This is a genomic window from Roseateles terrae (genome assembly GCF_014192155.1).
In the GTDB taxonomy this organism is placed as follows: Bacteria; Pseudomonadota; Gammaproteobacteria; order Burkholderiales; family Burkholderiaceae_C; genus Roseateles; species Roseateles terrae.
In genome coordinates, this window is sequence record NZ_JACHXO010000001.1 from 1387043 (window position 1) to 1404473 (window position 17431).

Here is a 17431-nt window from a genome sequence, read left to right on the forward strand (position 1 = left end):
TCTGCACTCCTGTCTGTCACTTTCGGCGCACCTCTCTATTCCTGCCCCTCCGGAAAAGCACGACCGTTCTTTTTTAGCAGCGCACGGCTAGAATGCGCCGCAACCTTGCCGGTGCTGCTGCCCGGCCCCCAAACGAGAACAACCTAGGAAGACCATGACCTCCGAAGAACTTGTTGCCCAGTACGGCCCGCGCGACAGCATGGAATACGACGTGGTGGTCGTGGGCGGTGGCCCGGCCGGCCTGTCCACCGCCATCCGCCTGAAGCAGCTGGCGGCGGAAAAGGGCCAGGAGATCTCGGTCGTGGTGCTGGAGAAGGGTTCGGAAGCGGGAGCGCACATCCTCTCCGGCGCGGTGATGGACCCGCGCGCGCTGACCGAGCTGTTCCCCAACTGGAAGGAACTGGGCGCTCCGCTGGCCCAGCCGGTCACCGGCGACCAGGTGCTCTTCCTGAGCGAGACCGACGCCAAGGACACGCCGCAATGGCTGATTCCTGCCTGCTTCCACAATCACGGCAACTACGTGATTTCGCTGGGCAACGTCACCAAGTGGCTGGCCCAGCAGGCCGAGGCGCTGGGTGTGGAAATCTTCGCCGGCTTCGCCGCGGCCGAGGTGGTGTATGACGAGCAGGGTCGCGTCAAAGGCGTGGCCACCGGCAATGTGGGCGTCGGCAAGGACGGCGAGCCGCACGAAGGCTTCCAGCTGGGCATGGAACTGCATGGCAAGTACACCATCTTTGCGGAAGGCGCTCGCGGCCATCTGGGCAAGCAGCTGATCAGCAAGTTCCAGCTGGATGCGGGCAAGGATCCGCAAACCTACGGCATCGGCATCAAGGAACTGTGGGAAGTGCCGGCCGACAAGGCTCAGCCCGGCCTGGTCGTTCACACCGCCGGCTGGCCGATGGACAGCGAGACCTACGGCGGCGGCTTCCTCTATCACCTGGAAGGCAACAAGGTCACGCTAGGCTTTGTGGTGGGTCTGGACTACAAGAATCCGTGGCTGTCCCCCTTCGAGGAAATGCAGCGCTGGAAGACCCATCCGTCCATCCGTCGTCACATTGAAGGCGGCAAACGGCTGGGCTATGGCGCGCGGGCCATCACGGCCGGTGGTCTGCTGAGCCTGCCCAAGCAGGTCTTCCCCGGCGGCGCGCTGGTGGGGGATGACGCGGGTTATCTGAATGCGGCACGCATCAAGGGCAGCCACGCCGCGATCAAGAGCGGCATGCTGTGCGCGGAAGCCATTGCGGACGCACTGGCGGCGGGCCGTCAGCTGGACGAGCTGAATGCCTATCCGGCGGCCTTCGAGCAAAGCTGGCTGCGTGAGGAACTGAACCAGAGCCGCAACTTCAAGACCTGGTTCAAGAAGGGCAACACGATGGGGACGTTGATGACTGGCATTGAGCAGTGGTTGCTGCCCAAGCTGGGCATCAAGAGCCCGCCGTGGACGCTGCACCGCGACAAGCCGGATCACACTTATCTGCGTCCGGCCGCGGAGATGCCCAAGATCAGCTATCCGAAGCCGGATGGCAAGCTGACGTTTGATCGCTTGTCATCGGTGTTCGTGTCCAACACCAATCACGAAGAAAACCAGCCGGCGCATCTGAAGTTGAAGGACAACGCGGTGCCGGTGCAAGTCAACCTGAGCAAGTATGCGGGTCCGGAAAGCCGCTACTGCCCGGCGGGGGTGTATGAGTTCGTGAAGAACGAAGACAACTCCGAGCGACTGCAGATCAATGCGCAAAACTGCGTGCACTGCAAGACTTGCGACATCAAGGATCCGACGCAGAACATCGTCTGGGTGACGCCTGAGGGCGGCGGCGGTCCGAACTACGCGGGAATGTGATCTGCGCTGGCGGGGGACGGAGAGGCCCGAGTGGCGGACAGACTCCCGCCCGAGGGTCTTCGCCCGCAGGAGCCGAGGGGAATGCGGTCATGCCAGGCATGACCGCCCCTTGGAAGGATCATCGCTGCAACGACGGTGTCGTATCCGCCTTCGGAGTTCGGATCCAGTCGATGATGGCCAGAAGCAAGGGAGCTCCAATGATCCAGGTTGGGATGAGTGCGTCCATGTCGACTCCGTTGGAAGCTGAGGGTGATGGAGTCGGGCAAGGCGCGTGCCTCCCGGACAGGTCCTCTGGATGCCAGGGTCAGACTTCACCCGGTACTCGCGTCGACGTTGCAAGCCGAATCGCCGAGTAACGCATCGCCCAGACATCTCCTGTCTCGACGTTTCCGAGTTAGCCGCCGTTCCTGCCGCTGCCTCATCACAAGTCGTCAAACCGCTTCAGCCCCCTCGCCCGCATGGTCTTGATCAGCTTACTGGCGTAGTCCGGGTCCGTCGCATAACCGGCCGCCGCGACGGCCTGCGCAAAGTCTTCTGATTGGGTGAAATTGAAGCACTTGGCATAGCGGGCATTCTCGTGAAAGAACCTGGCGTGGTCGTCCAGGCTGTCCTGCCAGGTCGCGTACTTGCGCCATCGGGCGGTCACGTGGATCCACTGGTCGTTCTGGAACTCCCGCGTTTCCATCAGCACCACGTCGCCCGCCCAACTGGCGGTGGCTTTGACGCCAAACAGGTTTTTGCCCCTCACCGCCAGCAGCGACTTTCCCCAGTTCGACTCCAGCGCCGCCTGGGCAATGGTGAAGCCCGCCGGTACTTTGGACCATCGCATGGACGCCACCGCCGCCGCCCCAATGCGTTCAATGAAGGCCTCCGGGGAGGCAGGCGGCTCTTCGGGTGCCGTGGCAGGCGCCAGTGCCGGCAGACCGGGTTGCGGCGGCGCCTGGGCGCCTGCGGGAATGGCGTCCACCAATTCCAGCTGCAGCCCTCCCCAGGCGGCGTTGGCAAGGATGGGAGCAATCGGTGTAATGACGGTGCCCTCCGCCAGGCTCGTCGCGACCACCATCCCAATCACACGACCTTGACCGTCCAGTGCAATCGCCCCGCTGTCACCCCCCTGACTGATGGGCGCACTGGTGAAAATCTGCCGCTTGTAGTTGATGACCGGCGCGTCCGCCCACCCCGGTCCTGCGACCAAGACGTCAATATCCTGATTCACGGCCTTGATGCTGCTGACACGCGGCTGCTCCTGCCCTTCCGGCGGCACGATGAGCACCCGTTCGCCCACGGCCGGATTCAGATTCACCCCGCGAGGAACGCCCAGGCCACGCAGTTCAGGAGACACCGCTGCCGGGTCCACCCAGATCAGTGCCGCATCCGCGGTCGGATCGCCGTCGATCGAGGTCCACGAGAACAATCGCCCGATGAGAGCGCCGGTGTCGTTGTCGACAATGGCATCGCCTTGCTGCGCAAAGGTCGGCAGCACCACATGACCCGCCGTCAGCATCAGCATCCGGTCCGGGAAAGCGCTGAACCTGACCAGACATCCCGAGCTCCCCTCCTCGAATCGTCCATAACGCAGTCGGTCGCCACAGCTGAACTGAGCCATATCCACTCCTGGCGCGGTTTACTTGAGAGCAGGCGGCAGGGGACGGGCCGTCGCCATTGTGGAAGGCGATGGAGCACCTTTGACTTCAGCGCTCACCGTGGTGGCGGGCGCCGCCTTGTAGGCCAGATAGCCCGCATGGCTGATACCCAGCAGATAGACCAGTGAGTCGGACATCTTCGGCAGTTGCGTCAGTCCGCCAGTGGCCGTGCTCGCCGAGTCCCCGGTGTAGAGCAGCCGCGCCAGCATGCCGAGATAGAGGCTCCAGAGAATGAAGGTGACCACCCCTTGCTGCAGTTTGCCGATATCGACCGTTCCGGCCTTCGACACCTCGTCTCCCTGAAAGAGGTCTTTCACCATCGGATCACTCGCAGGATCCCGAATGACGACCTTGCCCACCGTCCCCAGTCGTGCGCCGACGCGCCGCTCCGCATCCGACACCGATGGCCCGGTGACGTTCTCCGATTGCGCCTTGACCGACAGAATGGCGGGCGCAGCCGCCGCGCTTGTGACGCTGATTCCCATGACCCAGAGCAGCTCCTCCGGAATCACGATATTCAAGGCACCCTCCATCCCACCGGTGCCGGCCGGCACGAACAACCCGTGGGCCCGACACGCGGCCACAGCCGCAATCGCGCTCAGCACGAGCAGTGTCCACATGCAGATCTGCAGCCGCGAGAGGCTGTAGCTGTTGCGGGTGCTCCAAAGGACACCCATGCGTTGCCCCGTGACGCCAACACCAATCGCCAGCATCGTGGTGACCATGGCCGCGAGGCTGCCGGCAAACATCACCAATCGCAGGGTCGCGGCGCCTGCGTCTCCCGGTTTGTAGTGAAGGGACAGTGGAATGACCACCAGCGTCACCACGACGATGGCCAGTGCAAGGACGACATACCAACGTGCCTGCCAGGGCCGGTCGTGGGTGGCGCCTGCTGAATGACGCGAGGCGGCGTGGTGCCGGGGCTTCGCTGTCGAGGGGATGGATGCTGGCATCTCGCACGCTCCTCGTGACACTCACCTGGACGCTGCGCTGGGGGCGATCACCGGCGGCCTCGGTACGGGGGCCACGCCGGAGGCGCCTGATGCAGGCCCGGTCACTGGCGCCGTCCCGGTCCCAGTCCCAGTCCCGGTCACTGGCCCGGTGGCAGGTGCTGGCGTCCCCGCGGCTGGCTTCGGTTCGGGGCAGTCGCCCGCGGAATTCACAGGCTTGCTCTTGCCCAGTGCAGCTTCCAGTGGCGCGCCGAATGCCGCTTCTGGGGGCGTGATCTGGAAGCAGTTGTTGAGCTTCAACACCCGCGCTTTCCAGGCAGGGTCATTCTCGGACTTGACCGCTTCCCCAAGCCCGATGAGGCTCCTGCGACGCAGGAAACTGTTCATCGCCCCTGCGCCGGTGTCACCCGTTGCGCCTCCGCGGCCCTCCGCGCCCGCGGACGGCGCCTCGGGCTTCACCACGGACACCGTCACTGTCGGACGCAGGCGTTTTCGGGTGTCACCGTCCTTCACATAGAAGTACATGACATAGCTTGCCGCAGCAGCGCCGGGCGGCGCTGCAAGACCGAACCGGCCGTCGCCCGACGGGGACACGGCCAGGTTCTGGGCCGTCGGGGTCGCGCCATCGAAGTCGTGGAAGATCGGTCGGCTGTCGGTCTGTTCGACCGTGAGCGAATACACGTCACCCCCCGCCTTGAGCACCGGCGCTGCCGCGGGCGTCACCACCCGGACGTCCTGATCCGGCAGGTTCATCGCGCAGCTGCCCAGCGACGCGGTGTTCACTGCTGCGTTCCTGGGCAATGCGTTGCCAATTTCATCGGCAACCTTCTGCAGAACGGCGAGGTCCATGACCAGCTGGTCGGCGAGCGTCTGATGTTTGGCCGATGCAATGGCCCCGACGCCCAAGCCGGCGGCCTTGGTGCTGTTGGCATCCGTCGCCAGCTTGCTGTGAACATTCACGAAACCGCCCACCACCGAACCGGCATTGGCAATCGTCGCGAGCGACGGGGCACGTTCCCGCAGCTGACTGTTGACCTCCCGAACCGTCGCATCAACGGCGGTATAGAGGGCGAATCCAATGTCGGAGTCTTTGAAGAATCGCGTCAATGTGGCTTGAAGCTCAATGGCGGCCGCCAGGGCTGTGTCACCACGCCCGATCAGCGTCTTCAGCGCAGCATCCGGGCTGGCGACGTTGTGCGCGGCGCTGAGATCGTCGGCCAGCTTCGTCGTGGCCTGTCGCAGGCGCGGCTCCAGCGCCCTCAGCGGCGCCCGCGCATAGTCGGTGGACTGATGGGCCTGGTAGGCGGCGGTGCGTATGCAGGCCAGTCTCTCCAGACCTGCCTTGTACACCTGCGACTGCGTCGCCGGCATGGAGGTCTGATTGAGCGCATAGGACATGCCGGCCACCGTCAGTGACCCCAGAATGAGATCCGGATGAGCCTTGGCCAGCGTGGCCACCGAAGCACCGACCGTGCCGGCGCCCACCCCGCCGAGCGTGACGGTATTGAGATGGTCGACGCTTTTCTGCCCCGCTTCCAGGCTGGCTCTCGCATCGGCAAGGTAGGTCAGCGCCCGGTTCCAGGAGAGTCCATTTTGCAGATCAGCGACGGTGGGATGCGCGGGGGCTTCAGCCAAAACGGTGCAGCCGCACAGGATGACGACTGAACACAAGCCAGCTGCGGTCGCCGCTGTTCTGGCGACAGACGGTGTCTTCATGGCCTCGCCCTGGAGGGGTTTGTGAAGCCACGGACTATCTAGAACGTCGTGCCGACACGCTTCATCAATCCAGTGGACATCCGGCTTGGCGCGCCCGCTTTCATGGACATCCGATGAAGATGGGGATGGACATGCAGAGCTTCGGACGGATGGAAGCAGTCAGCCGATGTCGCGTTCCAGCGGACTGCGTGGCACCGTCACCGCCACCCACAGCCCCCCCCCCTCCCGATTCCCGATCACAATGCGCCCGCCATGCGCTTCCGCAATCTCCCGCGCGAGCGCCAGCCCCAGCCCCGTCCCACTGCGCTTGGTGGAGTAGAAGGGCAGCAGCGCCTGAGACAGTTGTGCCTCATTCATCCCCGGCCCACGGTCCGCCACCTGCACCCGCCACTCATCCCGCAGCGCCTCCACCTTCAGGCTCACTTCATCTGGCGCGCTGCCCGACTCATGCGCATTCTTCAGCAGGTTGATCAGTGCCTGCTCCATTTGCGCCGCATCCAGGCGCGCGGGCTGCGTGGGCACCGGCGCGTCGAGCGTGAACCGGTAATGGGCGGACAACCCCTCCACCACCTGTGCCCAGGTCACGGACGCCAGCACCGGCGCCGGCAGCTTCGCCACGCTCGCATAGCCGGCCAGGAACGAATGCAGATGCGCCGCCCGCTCACCAATGCTGGCAAACACCCCGGGGATTCGTTCCATCTGCCCACGCCGCGCCAACTCAGCGCCGCTATGTGCCAATGAAGAAATCGGCGCCAGCGAGTTGTTCAGCTCATGGCTCATCACCCGGATCACCCGCTTCCAGCTCGCCACTTCCTGGCGCGACAGCTCCCGCGTCATGCGCCGCATCAGTCGCAGACGATGCGGCTGCCCCTGCAGTTGGAAGTCCCGCACCGACAGGTGAAAGCGCTCCTCCTGCTGATCCAGCATCACGCTGAACAGCCCGTCCCGCGGCTGCGAAAGGAGAGCGCGGAGGTCCTCCGGCGCCCGCCCCAGCACCTCGTCCATCGACCGGCCCGACAGGCTCCGCCCCTCATCCAGCAGATGGCGCGCCGCCAGGTTCGCATAGGCGATGCGGTCCTGCACATCCGTCAGCACCAGCGCCACCGGTGTGTTTTGCACCACCGTGTCCAGCAGCAGCTCCCGCTGCGCCAGTTGCCGACGCTGCTCCCGCAAGGCGTTGCCCAGCTCGTGATGCAGCCGCAGCAGTTCCTCCAGCTCGGACAAGCCGGTGGGGGCCTGTGCCGTGATGACGCTGCTGAAATCGCCGTCCCGGTAACTCAGCACCGTGCCTTCCAGCGCCCGGATCAGGCGCGTCAGCGGTGCCAGCAGCAGATGCGCCAGTCCCCAGATGCCGGGCAGCACCACCGCGGCGGTCAGCAGCAGGGCCGCCGGGCTCCACGGCGTCGGCGCCGTCCACCCCAGCCACGGTGCCAGCTGCGGCCACGGCCACAAGGTCCAGCTGGCGTGCGTGCCGATGGACAGCAGCGAGGCGCCCAGCAGAAACAGCATCAGCCGCAGTTTCAGCGAATAACGCCCCCCCGGTCGGCGCGCGCCGGTGCTCACAGGTCCAGCCCGTAGCGTTCCATGCGTCGGTACAGCGCCTGACGCGACAGCCCGAGCGCCTGCGCCGCGCGGCTCACCACGCCGGAGGCAGCCTCCAGCGCGGCCAGCAGCGCTTCGCGGCTTGGCTCGTCCAGCGAGCGCGACACCGGCGCTGCCGCCACGGGCAGCGAGAGGTCCTGCTCGGTGATCCGCCGATCCGGCCCGCTGCCGGGGGCCAGCAGCGCCGCGCGCTCCATCACATTCTTCAACTCCCGCACGTTGCCCGGCCAGGCATGCGCCAGCAAGGCCTCACGCGCACCATCGGTCAGCCGAGCGCGGCCCGCCAGGAAGTGCTCGGCCAGGGGCAGGATGTCCTGCGGCCGCTCGGCCAGACCGGGCAGCGCAATCTCGATCACGTTGAGGCGGTAATACAGGTCTTCGCGGAAGGTGCCGGCGGCCACCATCGCCCGCAGGTCCGCATTGGTGGCGGACAGCACCCGCACCTGCGTCTCCCGCGTGCGACTGGAGCCCAGGCGCTCGAACCGTCCCGTTTCCAGCACCCGCAGCAGCTTCACCTGACCGGCCAGGGGCAGGTTGCCGATCTCGTCGAGGAACAGCGTCCCGCCGTCCGCCGTCTCGAAGCGCCCTTCCCGCGCCCGCGCCGCGCCGGTGTAGGCACCGCTCTCTGCGCCGAACAGTTCCGCTTCGATCAGGTCCCCGGGCAATGCACCGCAATTGATGGCCACGAACGGCCCGCTCGACACCAGCGAATTCGCATGCACGATGGCCGCCACCCGCTCCTTGCCGCTGCCATTGGGACCGGTGATGAGCACCGGCGCCGGTGAACGCGCCACCTGACAGGCCAGCTCCAGACAGCGCAGCAGCGCTGGCGAACTCACCACCATGCCGTCCAGCCGATACCGCTGGCGCAGTGCCGCGAGGCGCTGCTGATGGTCCTGCCGCGCCTGGCGCAGCGCCTGGTGGCTCTCCCCCAGCTCCAGCAGGTTCTCGACCGTGGCGAGCAGCTTGGCGTCGTCCCAGGGTTTGGCCAGGTAGTCGGCAGCGCCGGCTTTCACCAGGGCCACCGCCTGCTCCAGCTGCGTCCAGGCGGTCAGCAGGATGACCGGCAGATCCGGATGCGCGTGCCGGATCTGCTGGAACAGCGTTCGCCCCTCTTCGCCGGAGGTCGTGTCTGCGCTGAAGTTCATGTCCTGGATGACCAGGTCAATGCGGCGCTCGGCCAGCAGGGCAAGCCCCTGCGCGGGTGTCAGCGCATGCAGGGGTTCCATGTCATGCAGGGACAGCAGCAGGGTCAGGGCTTCACCCACCGCGGGGTGGTCATCAATGATCAGGACAGTGCGCATCGGCGTGAGAATAATCGAGCCATGAACTCAGGCGCGCAGGGCCACCACTGGCGGCAAGGCGGCTGCGCGTCGGGCCGGCGCGAGCACCGCCACCTGACCCAGCGCCCACAGCACCACGGCGCCCACCGGCAGATACAGCGCCGGTAGCGGCGGCAGTTCGTACTGCCGCATCAGCAGCAGGCTGATGCCATAGGCACCCATCATCCCCAGCACGATGCCCACGGTGGACAACAGCAGGTTCTCCGTCTGGAAGTAGCGCAGGATCTGCCCGCGCGTGGCCCCGAGCGCCCGCCGGGTGCCGATCATGCGGGTGCGTTGCTGCACCCAGAAGCTGCCCAGCCCGATGATGCCGAAGGCCGTCACCACCAGCAGCGCCACGCAGACTCCGGCCAGCAGCTGGATCATCGAGCGGTCCTGCCGGTAGTAGTCGCGGCGCATGTCGGTCAACAGCTGTTGCTGGCGGACCAGCCGCTTCACGCCGGGGCTGTTGTGCATCAGCTTGTCCGCCGCGGCCTTGAGCACCGCCTCGCGCTGCGCCGGGTCGGTGCGCAGCAGAAAGACGCCACCCTGGTAACTGGGCCGGATGGGCAGGATCAAAGCGCCCTGCCCCAGTTCCAGATTCGAGCCCGGCGTCGTGGAGGTGAGGCGCTCCACCACGCCCACCACCCGGTGCGGGAGGTTGCCGTAGACGTAGAGCGCCTGGCCGAGGGGCGACTGGCCGGGAAACAGACGGTCCGCCATGTCCTTGTTGATCAGGACCGACGGAATCACCGGGTTCTCTTCATTCGCGGTTGACGTGCCCACGAAGTCTTCGCCCACGAAATCCCGCCCGGCGATCAGGCGCAGGCCCATCGTCGCCACGCCCTGCTCCGCCGCGTAGTAACTGGACGCGCCGAGGTCCGGGGCACCTGGCCCGGGCTTGAGGCGCACGCTGGAGTAGATCGAGCTGGGCGCATACACCACCTGATTGACGATGGTGGCCGACTGCACGCCGGGCACCTCACGCAGCGCCTGCAGATCGGTCTGTGTCTGCGCTTCCGCATTGCCGTTGCGGGTGACGCCCGACACCTGCAGCATCACCAGATGTTCTTCGTCCAGGCCGGACGGCACGCCGATGCGGTCGATGCGCTGGCTGATCAGGAACAGCGCATTGCAGACAATGGCGCAGGTCAGCGCCATCTGCAGGACGATGAGGCTGGCGGCCGTTTTGTGCCGCTTCAGGGTGGAGAGGATGGGAAGGATGTCCATCAGGTCACCTCATTGCGATTTCAGTTGCAGGGCGGGCGTCACCTGGCAGGCACGCCAGGCCGGCAGCAAGCCGGCCAGGAGACTGGCCACCAGGGAGAGCAGCACCGTCAGACCCAGCATCTGCCAGTCCATCCTCGCCAGTGCGGCGTAGGGGGCCGGATTCATGCGCACGATCCACAGCGCTGCCCAGGTCATCAGAAGCCCGAGCAGGCCACCGGCCAGACCCAGGCTGCCGGCCTCGACGAGGAACTGCAGGAAGATCTGTCGGCGCGGCGCCCCCAGCGCCCGGCGCACGGCAATCTCGCCACTGCGTCGCAGACACTTGGCCAGCAGCAAGCCCACCGTGTTGGTGAGGCAGACCACGAGGAAGCCGAAGGCCAGCCACACCTGCAGGCGGAAGTCGCTGGGCACGACCTTGCGCACCGTCAGCCATTCCATGACCGGCCGCAGTCGGGGATTGGCCGGCCGCTCGAATCGACCCGCCTCGCGCTGCTGGTCTGAATACTGCACGAGGTAGTCGAAGTAGTCGCGGCGCTGTTGCTCCGTGTCCAGCTGCACCCAGTATTGAAGGAAGCTGCAGCTGGCGCCGAGTGCGCGGGGATCCTGGTTGTTGCTGCCCCAGCAGTTCATGCTGCCGGAGCCGCCCAGCTTCAGCGCATAGGAGGTCGCCAGCGGCAGATAGACGTCGGCGGCTTCGGCGTAGGCGCCCAGGGTGAGGTCGAAGTAATGCGGCGCGGGCCGCCAGGGACGCAGCACACCCACCACGGTGAAGTCCTTGTCCCGCAGCCGCACGGTGCGACCCCGGCTGTCCGCCCCCCCGAAGAGCTGCTCGTTGAGGCGGTGCGAGATCACCACCACGCGCGCCTCATTGGCGTCGTCACTGTCCGACCAGCCGCGTCCAAAGGCGAAGGGTGCGTCGAACACGGCGAAGAAGTCGGCGCTGGCGTAGCGGGCCGGGGCAAAGAAGGGCTGCTGAACGGTGCCGCCCGCCGGGCTGGAGCCTTCCGGATCCACCGCGATGTTGGCACCCGTCATCATCACCTGATGCACGGCGCGCTTGTCGCGCAGCAGGGCTTCGGCGTCGAACCGCGTCAACTGCAGCGTTGGTTCACCGCCGGGCTGGAAGCCCTCTTTCGATTCGGCGTCCAGCTGGACATTGAACAGCCGGCCACTCTTCTCCGGAATGGGATCGCCGGAGAGCACATGGAAGACGGTCAGCGTGGTCATGCAGGCGGCCACGCCCAGCGCCATGGACAGCAGCATCAGCACCGTCAGGCCGCGGTGCGCCCGCAGGCTGCGCAGGCCGAGTTCAAGGTAGTGGGTCAGCATCTGGAGTTCCCGGGAGAAGCAGGAGGTTGACGGCGGCCAGTTGCGGCTCACCGAGACGGCCGGCGGCTTGTTGCAGCAGCAGCTTGGCCAGGACATGGCGATGACGCGCCTGTTCCCAGGCACTGCGGGCATTGCTCTGGGTCTGGATGGCGAGCAGCAGGTCGGTCATGCTGCGCGCACCCAGCTCCAGCCCGCTGCGGGTGGACGCAAGCGCTTTTTCGGCGGCATCTACCGCGGCACGTGTGGTGCGCATCTGGCTGAGGGACGACAGCACAGCCTGGTAGTAGCCTTGCGTGCTGCGGATCACCGTGCGGCGAGCCGCTTCGAGGTCGTCCTTCTGATGTTCGCGTTGGTAGACCGCCTGGCGCTTCTGCGATTCGATGGCGCCGCCCGCGAACAGCGGAATCGTCAGACGCAGGCCGACGGTGGTGGTGTAGCGGCCGTCCGGCGCGGCGACCGCAGTGCCGGCGCGGCGTTCACCGTCCAGGCCCATGCTCAGGGTCGGCCAATGCGCGGCGCCGGCGGCGGCCACGCGTTGCTCGCTGGCAGTGAGGTCCAGGGCCCCGGCGCGCAGGCCGGGGTTGTCCTGCAGCGCCTGGCTGACCCATGCCTGCGCATCGGCCGGATCGGGCGGTGCCATCGGCAGGTCCGGCGCGAGCGTGCGCAGGGTGCCGGGCATCTGGCCGGTGATCTGGGCCAGGGCCTGCCGGGCATCGGCCAGCGTTTCCTGCGCCTGCGCGGTACTCACCCGGGCCAGCTCGTAGTAGGCGCGGGCCTGCTCCACATCCTGCGCGGCGCTCAGCTTGGCATCGAAGCGGGCCTGGGCCTGGTCCACCTGCTGGCGGTAAGCGGCCTCCAGCGCCTGTGTGGTGGTGAGGCTGGCCTGTGCGGTGAGCACGCCGAAATAGGCCGTGGCCACGCGGGCGCAGAGATCCGCCTGCGCGGCCTGAACGCGCGCCTCTTCCGCGCTGGCGGAGGATTGAGCGGCGTCCCATGTGCGCAGCTTGCCCAGGTCCAGCAGCACCTGACTGAGGCTGTGGGTGAGCTGGTGCTCGCGGCTGCCGTCCGCCTGGTAGCGCAGCTCGGCATATTGGGCCGACCACTGCGGCAGCAACGCTGCACGCGCCTGGCGCGCCACCTCGGTCTGCCCGCCCTGCACCGCACGGGCCATGGCGAGGACGGGGTCATTGCGCCGGGCCAGGTCGTAGATCTCCAGCAGGTCCTCCGCCCGCGCTGCGGCCGGCAGGCAGCAGCCCACGCACAGCAGCGCGACGGCAAGGGCCGACAACGCACCCGTCCAGCGCCATGTCCGACGCGCCCTTGCGCTGCGATCGGTCTTCCCCATCATCTCGCTCACGCGGCGGCGACGCTGCGCACCGGAGCAGCATCCAGATGCAGTTGAGCGGCGACGTCCATCACCTGTCCGTCAATCACATGGACATTGCGCTGCGCCCGCGCCGCCAGTTGCGGGTCATGGGTGACCATGACGATGGTGGCGCCGTCCCGATGCAATTCCTCCAGCAGCTCCATCACACTGCGGGCCATGCTGCTGTCGAGGTTGCCGGTGGGTTCGTCGGCCAGCAGCAGGCGCGGCTCGCCTGCCAGCGCGCGGGCAATGGCCACCCGCTGCTGCTGTCCGCCGGACAGCTCCGCCGGGTAGTGACGTTCCCGCGCCGACAGGCCCACGCGCGCCAGCGCTTCCCTCGCCCGCCGCTGCCGCTCGGCCGACTTCATGCCGCGATAACGCAGCGGCACCTCGATGTTGTCCAGCAGGTTCAGGTCGGGAATCAGATTGAAGGCCTGGAAGATGAAGCCGATCTTTTCATTGCGCATGCGGGAGCGCTGGTCGTCATTCATGTGGCTGACGTCCACCCCGTCCAGTTCATAGCGTCCGCCGCTGAAAGACTCCAGCAACCCTGCAATGGTGAGGAAGGTGGTCTTGCCCGAGCCGGACGGGCCGGTCACCGCGACAAACTCCCCGGGTCGCACCTCCAGGTTGAAATCGCGCAGGGCGTAGGTCTCGATCATTTCGGTCCGGTAGACCTTGGAGAGCGATTGCATCTTCAGCATGGTTTGTCTCGCAGGGAATGGAATGGCGGTTGGCGAATCAGGGACGAATGAGGAACGAATCAGCGATGCATGAGCGACGAATCAGCGCGCCAGGGTGACCTGCTCGGCCCCGTTGAACGCCTGGGTGCCGGAGATGACGACCTGCTCGCCAGGCCGCAGACCGTCCAGCACCTCGACCTTGGACAGGCTCTGCGCGCCCAGCCGGATCGCGCGCTTGATCGCCTGGCCGTCCTGGATCACGTAAGCGAAGCGCCCGCCGCCTTCTTCAATGAAACTGCCGCGGCTGACGGTGGTGACCTTGTCTCGCCGGTCCAGCAGCACCCGCACCGACAGGCGCTGGTTCTGGCGCAACTGGGCGGGCATGGCGCCGTCGAATCGCAGACGCGCCGCGACTTCGCCGTTGACCACTTCGGGCGATACGGAGCTGACAACAGCCTTCCATGAACCGCCGCTGCCGGAGATCTCACCGGGCATGCCGATGGCCAGGTCGCGGGCGAAGCTTTCCGCGATCTGCATCTGCACTTCCATGGAGGTCAGGTCCACGACGCTCAGCAGCGGTGCGCCGGCGGCCACGTTGGCCCGCTCGGCCACCAGCAACTGACCGACCTGTCCCTTCACCGGCGAGCGCAGCTGCAGTTCCTCCACCTGGCGGCGCACGTCCTGCACCTGCAGCAGCTGGCGTTGCAACGCCTGCTGCCGGGCCTGAAGCTCGAACTTCAGGCTGTCATCCTTCAGACCCATGCCGGCCTGCGCATGCGACTGGGTGATGCGCGCCTTCTCCAGCGCATCCCGGGCCTTGTCGACCTGCATGCCGGCGACGGCGCCCGCTTCAAAAGCCTTGATTTGCCGCTCCAGGTCATTCCGGGCAGTCTGCAGGTCGATGCTGGCGCTCTCCAGCGCGCTTTGCAGGGCGGCGCGCTGCTCGCGGCCGTCCACTTCGGCGCGCAGGAGTTCGGTGCGCAGCGCGTCTGCATTGCTCTGCTCCTGGGCCAGGCGGGCCCGCAGGTCGGGACTGTCGATGTCCCCGAGGATCTGCCCCTGGGTCACCGGGTCTCCGGCCTTCACCCGCAGCACCAGATTGCCGCCATGCAGCGCATACACCGTCGGGCTCATGGCGGCCACCACCTTGCCCTCGCCAGCCACGTCGCGGACCAGCGGCCCCACTTCAACGGTCGCAACGCCCAGGCGCTGCAGGCTGACCGACGGGCCACCGGCCACCATGCGCTGGACGGCGGGCAAGGCGGTGGCGCTGACCAGCGCACCCACACCGACCAGGCCGCCCACCAGCAGCAGGCGGCGGTGACGGGACCAGACGGTGGAAGCTGGGGGGAGGAGTCGGTCTTGGCCGGAGGTGTCGCGAATCATGACACCTGTGTTCGCAAGGGCCGTGCCACGTCGGGCCGCAGGGAAATCTCCTTTGGATTCAGTGACTTGGCGACCCACCGCGCACGCCATCGTGTGTCCGCGGACACTTCCGTGGACAGCGGCGGACAGCGGCGGACAGCGCCGGACGGGCCGAACCGACACCGACGTGCCGCGGCACACACAGAGGTTGCTTCACAGGGGCCCGCACCCCGGACCGTTTATGCATCCCCTTCACCGATTCGTTCCAACCGCCCCCCGCGCCCATGCGCTCACCGTCCCGCCGCCGCATCATGAGCCCGTCCTGAGCATCGCCGAGTGCCGGGCCGTGCTCGAGATGGAGACTCAGACGGGCAAGCGCATGCGATCCCTCGTGTCTTTTTTGAATTCGAACGATCCCGGGGCGGTGATGCCGGAGCCGGAGCGCGAGCGGTTTTTGGCTCGCTGCGAACAGTTCACCGATTGCACGTATATGGAGGACCGCTGGCCCAGCGTCGGCACCGGTGCCTTGCGGTATCCGGCCGACGAGCCACCGCCCTTGTTCTCTCCGCGTCATCAACAGATGGCCAGGCAACGCGCCGCCGTCATGGACCAGTTGGCCGCAGACATCGGGAGCGCATCGACCTCCCTGCTCACACGGCGGTGTGCACCGTTGGAGGCCTCGCTCGCCGAACTGCAGAACCTCATCGTCCAGCTGATGACCGATACCCAACCGACCCTCTGCGCGCAACTGGAATCCACGCTGAGCGCCATCGCCAAGCGTCCGGTCCCGACTGACGGCACGGGCTGCCGGATCGCCGGCGAGGTCAACCGGCTGCAGAAGTTCGGATTGGACCCTCTCGGTCCGACCATCGAGGCCCTGAAGACGCTTCGCGGTTTGAGCAAGGGAAACGGCGCCCGCCCGTTCACCAGGTTCACGCAGCCCGCCTACTTCAACAAGTGGGACCGCGCATTGAGAGCGGTGGAGCGCGAAGACTGGGCCAAGTTTGAGCGGCAGGCCAAGGAGTTGAGGCAGCTGCATGCGGAACTGGTGCCGCCGACAGTGCCGCCCCGGCCGCAGCCGTCTCCGCAGCAGTCACCCCCCCCGGTGCCGCCGCGACCGCAGCCGATGCCTCGATCGCAACGACCGATCGCATCCGTCGATCCCATCCCTCGGTCGCATGGCCTGCCGGCGTTCCAGCGTGAACTCGCAGACACGAAGCCACCGGGTTCGCACCTGCCGAGCCCGTCCTGGCACTGGTCCTACAGCCCGATGCCTGAGGAAGATCTGCCCTCCGGCCTCATCAGTCCGGGCGGGATGCCGGAATGATCGTCATCCCTTCACGCCCAGGCTCGAACTGAAGGTGCACCCGCGCCGCACAGAGGGGGAGTGTTTTCATCGGCGTGACCACGCCTGCTCCCATGCACCGCATCGCCAGCGACGCTTCGTACGCCTCTCTCCCGTCCCCTTCACTCTGCTCACGATCGGATTCACCAGGAGCCGGGTCGTCCATACCGCCCTCTTACGACTCCGCGGTGTCGATGTCCACCATGGACATCGAGGGTCCCCACCTGTCGGCCGATTCCCAGCATCATCCGCTGAATCCACTGGACATCGGCGTGATGCTGCGCCGCTTCCGGGACAACTGCCTGCGCGGTTATGCGCTCGCGCGGTTCCTGAGCTCTCAGGACCCCGGCGCCCACATGCTGGAGGCTCGCCGGCGGCAGCTGATCGAACGGACCGTGAGGGCCGCAGACGCCCACTATATGGAAGACCAATGGCCCGACGTGGGCACCGGCACCCTGGCCTACCCGGACAACCGTCTGCTGCCTGCCTTCAGCAAAATGCACTGGGAGGTCACGGAGGCCCGCACGACCGTGATCGATTTGATCGCTGAGGAGGCCGGCGCCAACGCATGGAGAAACCTGAGCATCCTGGCCGTCCCCTTACGGACGGAGCTGGACCATCTGAAGCAGCAGCTTGGTCAGCTGGATCAGCTGGGAGTGGCCCTGCATCCCGCCAGCGTCGGTCGGGCAGAGCGACAGCTGCAGTGGGTGGATATCCGTCCTGCCGTCAGCGGGAGCGCTGACTGCGTCATTGCTCATGAGGTCGACAAGCTCGACTTCCTCTGCGGGACCGTCCAGCGCACCACCAAGGCGGTCAAGGCTCTGCGCTCGGCCCTCACCGGCTACAAGAGCGTGCATGGAGAGACGCCCTTCTTCAACGCGGAGAACCATCCAGCCTACTACCATCAGTGGCTGCGCGCGGTGAAGTGCGTGGAGAAGGAAGACTGGGCGACCTTCAGTGCCCAGGTGAAGGGGCTTCGTGCCGAGCGATCCAGGCTGCTGGCACAGCTCCCACGGCCCACCTCGTCGGAGTGCTGAGGC

General features: G+C 66.6%; 13 protein-coding genes. 3 read left to right on the forward strand and 10 right to left on the reverse strand.

What is annotated here, in order from left to right; translation table 11 throughout:
- Positions 1-154 precede the first annotated feature (154 nt).
- Positions 155-1840, forward strand: a complete 1686-nt coding sequence (locus FHS28_RS05805; RefSeq protein WP_088448667.1) for an electron transfer flavoprotein-ubiquinone oxidoreductase — start codon at positions 155-157, stop codon at positions 1838-1840.
- A gap of 421 nt (positions 1841-2261) precedes the next feature.
- Here the strand turns inward: FHS28_RS05805 and FHS28_RS24055 are convergent, their stop codons facing one another.
- The 10 genes from FHS28_RS24055 to FHS28_RS05855 form a co-directional block, all read right to left on the reverse strand.
- Positions 2262-3446 (reverse strand): glucosaminidase domain-containing protein, encoded by a 1185-nt coding sequence (locus FHS28_RS24055; protein WP_246409516.1) that lies wholly within the window; start codon positions 3444-3446, stop codon positions 2262-2264.
- Positions 3447-3464: 18 nt separating this feature from the next.
- The gene (locus tag FHS28_RS05815; protein WP_088448666.1) at positions 3465-4310 is read right to left on the reverse strand and encodes a hypothetical protein; all 846 of its coding nucleotides are present in this window, start codon (positions 4308-4310) and stop codon (positions 3465-3467) included.
- A gap of 147 nt (positions 4311-4457) precedes the next feature.
- Positions 4458-6068 (reverse strand): hypothetical protein, encoded by a 1611-nt coding sequence (locus tag FHS28_RS05820; RefSeq protein WP_088448665.1) that lies wholly within the window; start codon positions 6066-6068, stop codon positions 4458-4460.
- A gap of 240 nt (positions 6069-6308) precedes the next feature.
- Positions 6309-7658 (reverse strand): sensor histidine kinase, encoded by a 1350-nt coding sequence (locus FHS28_RS05825; protein WP_088449669.1) that lies wholly within the window; start codon positions 7656-7658, stop codon positions 6309-6311.
- A gap of 50 nt (positions 7659-7708) precedes the next feature.
- Positions 7709-9055, reverse strand: coding sequence for a sigma-54-dependent transcriptional regulator (locus FHS28_RS05830; RefSeq protein WP_088448664.1), 1347 nt, complete (start codon positions 9053-9055; stop codon positions 7709-7711).
- Between the two features lie 27 nt (positions 9056-9082).
- Positions 9083-10303 carry an ABC transporter permease gene (locus tag FHS28_RS05835; RefSeq protein WP_088448663.1) on the reverse strand — a complete coding sequence of 407 codons (1221 nt, stop codon included), beginning with the start codon at positions 10301-10303 and terminating at the stop codon, positions 9083-9085.
- A gap of 9 nt (positions 10304-10312) precedes the next feature.
- Positions 10313-11632, reverse strand: a complete 1320-nt coding sequence (locus FHS28_RS05840) for an ABC transporter permease (protein ID WP_088448662.1) — start codon at positions 11630-11632, stop codon at positions 10313-10315.
- Positions 11613-12920, reverse strand: a complete 1308-nt coding sequence (locus FHS28_RS05845) for a TolC family outer membrane protein (RefSeq protein ID WP_184294218.1) — start codon at positions 12918-12920, stop codon at positions 11613-11615. The genes FHS28_RS05840 and FHS28_RS05845 overlap by 20 nt, the downstream gene beginning before the upstream one ends.
- Before the next feature lie 65 nt (positions 12921-12985).
- Complete coding sequence (locus FHS28_RS05850) at positions 12986-13702, reverse strand: ABC transporter ATP-binding protein (RefSeq protein WP_088448660.1); 717 nt, start codon at positions 13700-13702, stop codon at positions 12986-12988.
- An 81-nt stretch (positions 13703-13783) separates the two neighbouring features.
- Entirely contained in the window at positions 13784-15067 is a 1284-nt protein-coding gene (locus FHS28_RS05855; protein ID WP_088448659.1) for an efflux RND transporter periplasmic adaptor subunit, read from the reverse strand.
- Between the two features lie 220 nt (positions 15068-15287).
- Here FHS28_RS05855 and FHS28_RS05860 point away from each other — a divergent pair, with 220 nt between their 5' ends.
- Entirely contained in the window at positions 15288-16373 is a 1086-nt protein-coding gene (locus tag FHS28_RS05860) for a hypothetical protein (RefSeq protein WP_088448658.1), read from the forward strand.
- A 206-nt stretch (positions 16374-16579) separates the two neighbouring features.
- On the forward strand, positions 16580-17428 hold the full coding sequence (locus FHS28_RS05865; RefSeq protein ID WP_184294220.1) for a hypothetical protein: 849 nt from the start codon (positions 16580-16582) through the stop codon (positions 17426-17428).
- Positions 17429-17431 lie beyond the last annotated feature (3 nt).

Bases quoted from the DNA above. Each gene is read 5' to 3' on its own strand.
- FHS28_RS05805 (WP_088448667.1), top strand. From the start codon at position 155: ATGACCTCCGAAGAACTTGTTGCCCAGTACGGCCCGCGCGACAGCATG.
- FHS28_RS24055 (WP_246409516.1), bottom strand. From the start codon at position 3,446: ATGGCTCAGTTCAGCTGTGGCGACCGACTGCGTTATGGACGATTCGAG.
- FHS28_RS05825 (WP_088449669.1), bottom strand. From the start codon at position 7,658: ATGCTGTTTCTGCTGGGCGCCTCGCTGCTGTCCATCGGCACGCACGCC.
- FHS28_RS05830 (WP_088448664.1), bottom strand. From the start codon at position 9,055: ATGCGCACTGTCCTGATCATTGATGACCACCCCGCGGTGGGTGAAGCC.
- FHS28_RS05835 (WP_088448663.1), bottom strand. From the start codon at position 10,303: ATGGACATCCTTCCCATCCTCTCCACCCTGAAGCGGCACAAAACGGCC.
- FHS28_RS05840 (WP_088448662.1), bottom strand. From the start codon at position 11,632: ATGCTGACCCACTACCTTGAACTCGGCCTGCGCAGCCTGCGGGCGCAC.
- FHS28_RS05850 (WP_088448660.1), bottom strand. From the start codon at position 13,702: ATGCTGAAGATGCAATCGCTCTCCAAGGTCTACCGGACCGAAATGATC.
- FHS28_RS05855 (WP_088448659.1), bottom strand. From the start codon at position 15,067: ATGATTCGCGACACCTCCGGCCAAGACCGACTCCTCCCCCCAGCTTCC.
- FHS28_RS05860 (WP_088448658.1), top strand. From the start codon at position 15,288: ATGCATCCCCTTCACCGATTCGTTCCAACCGCCCCCCGCGCCCATGCG.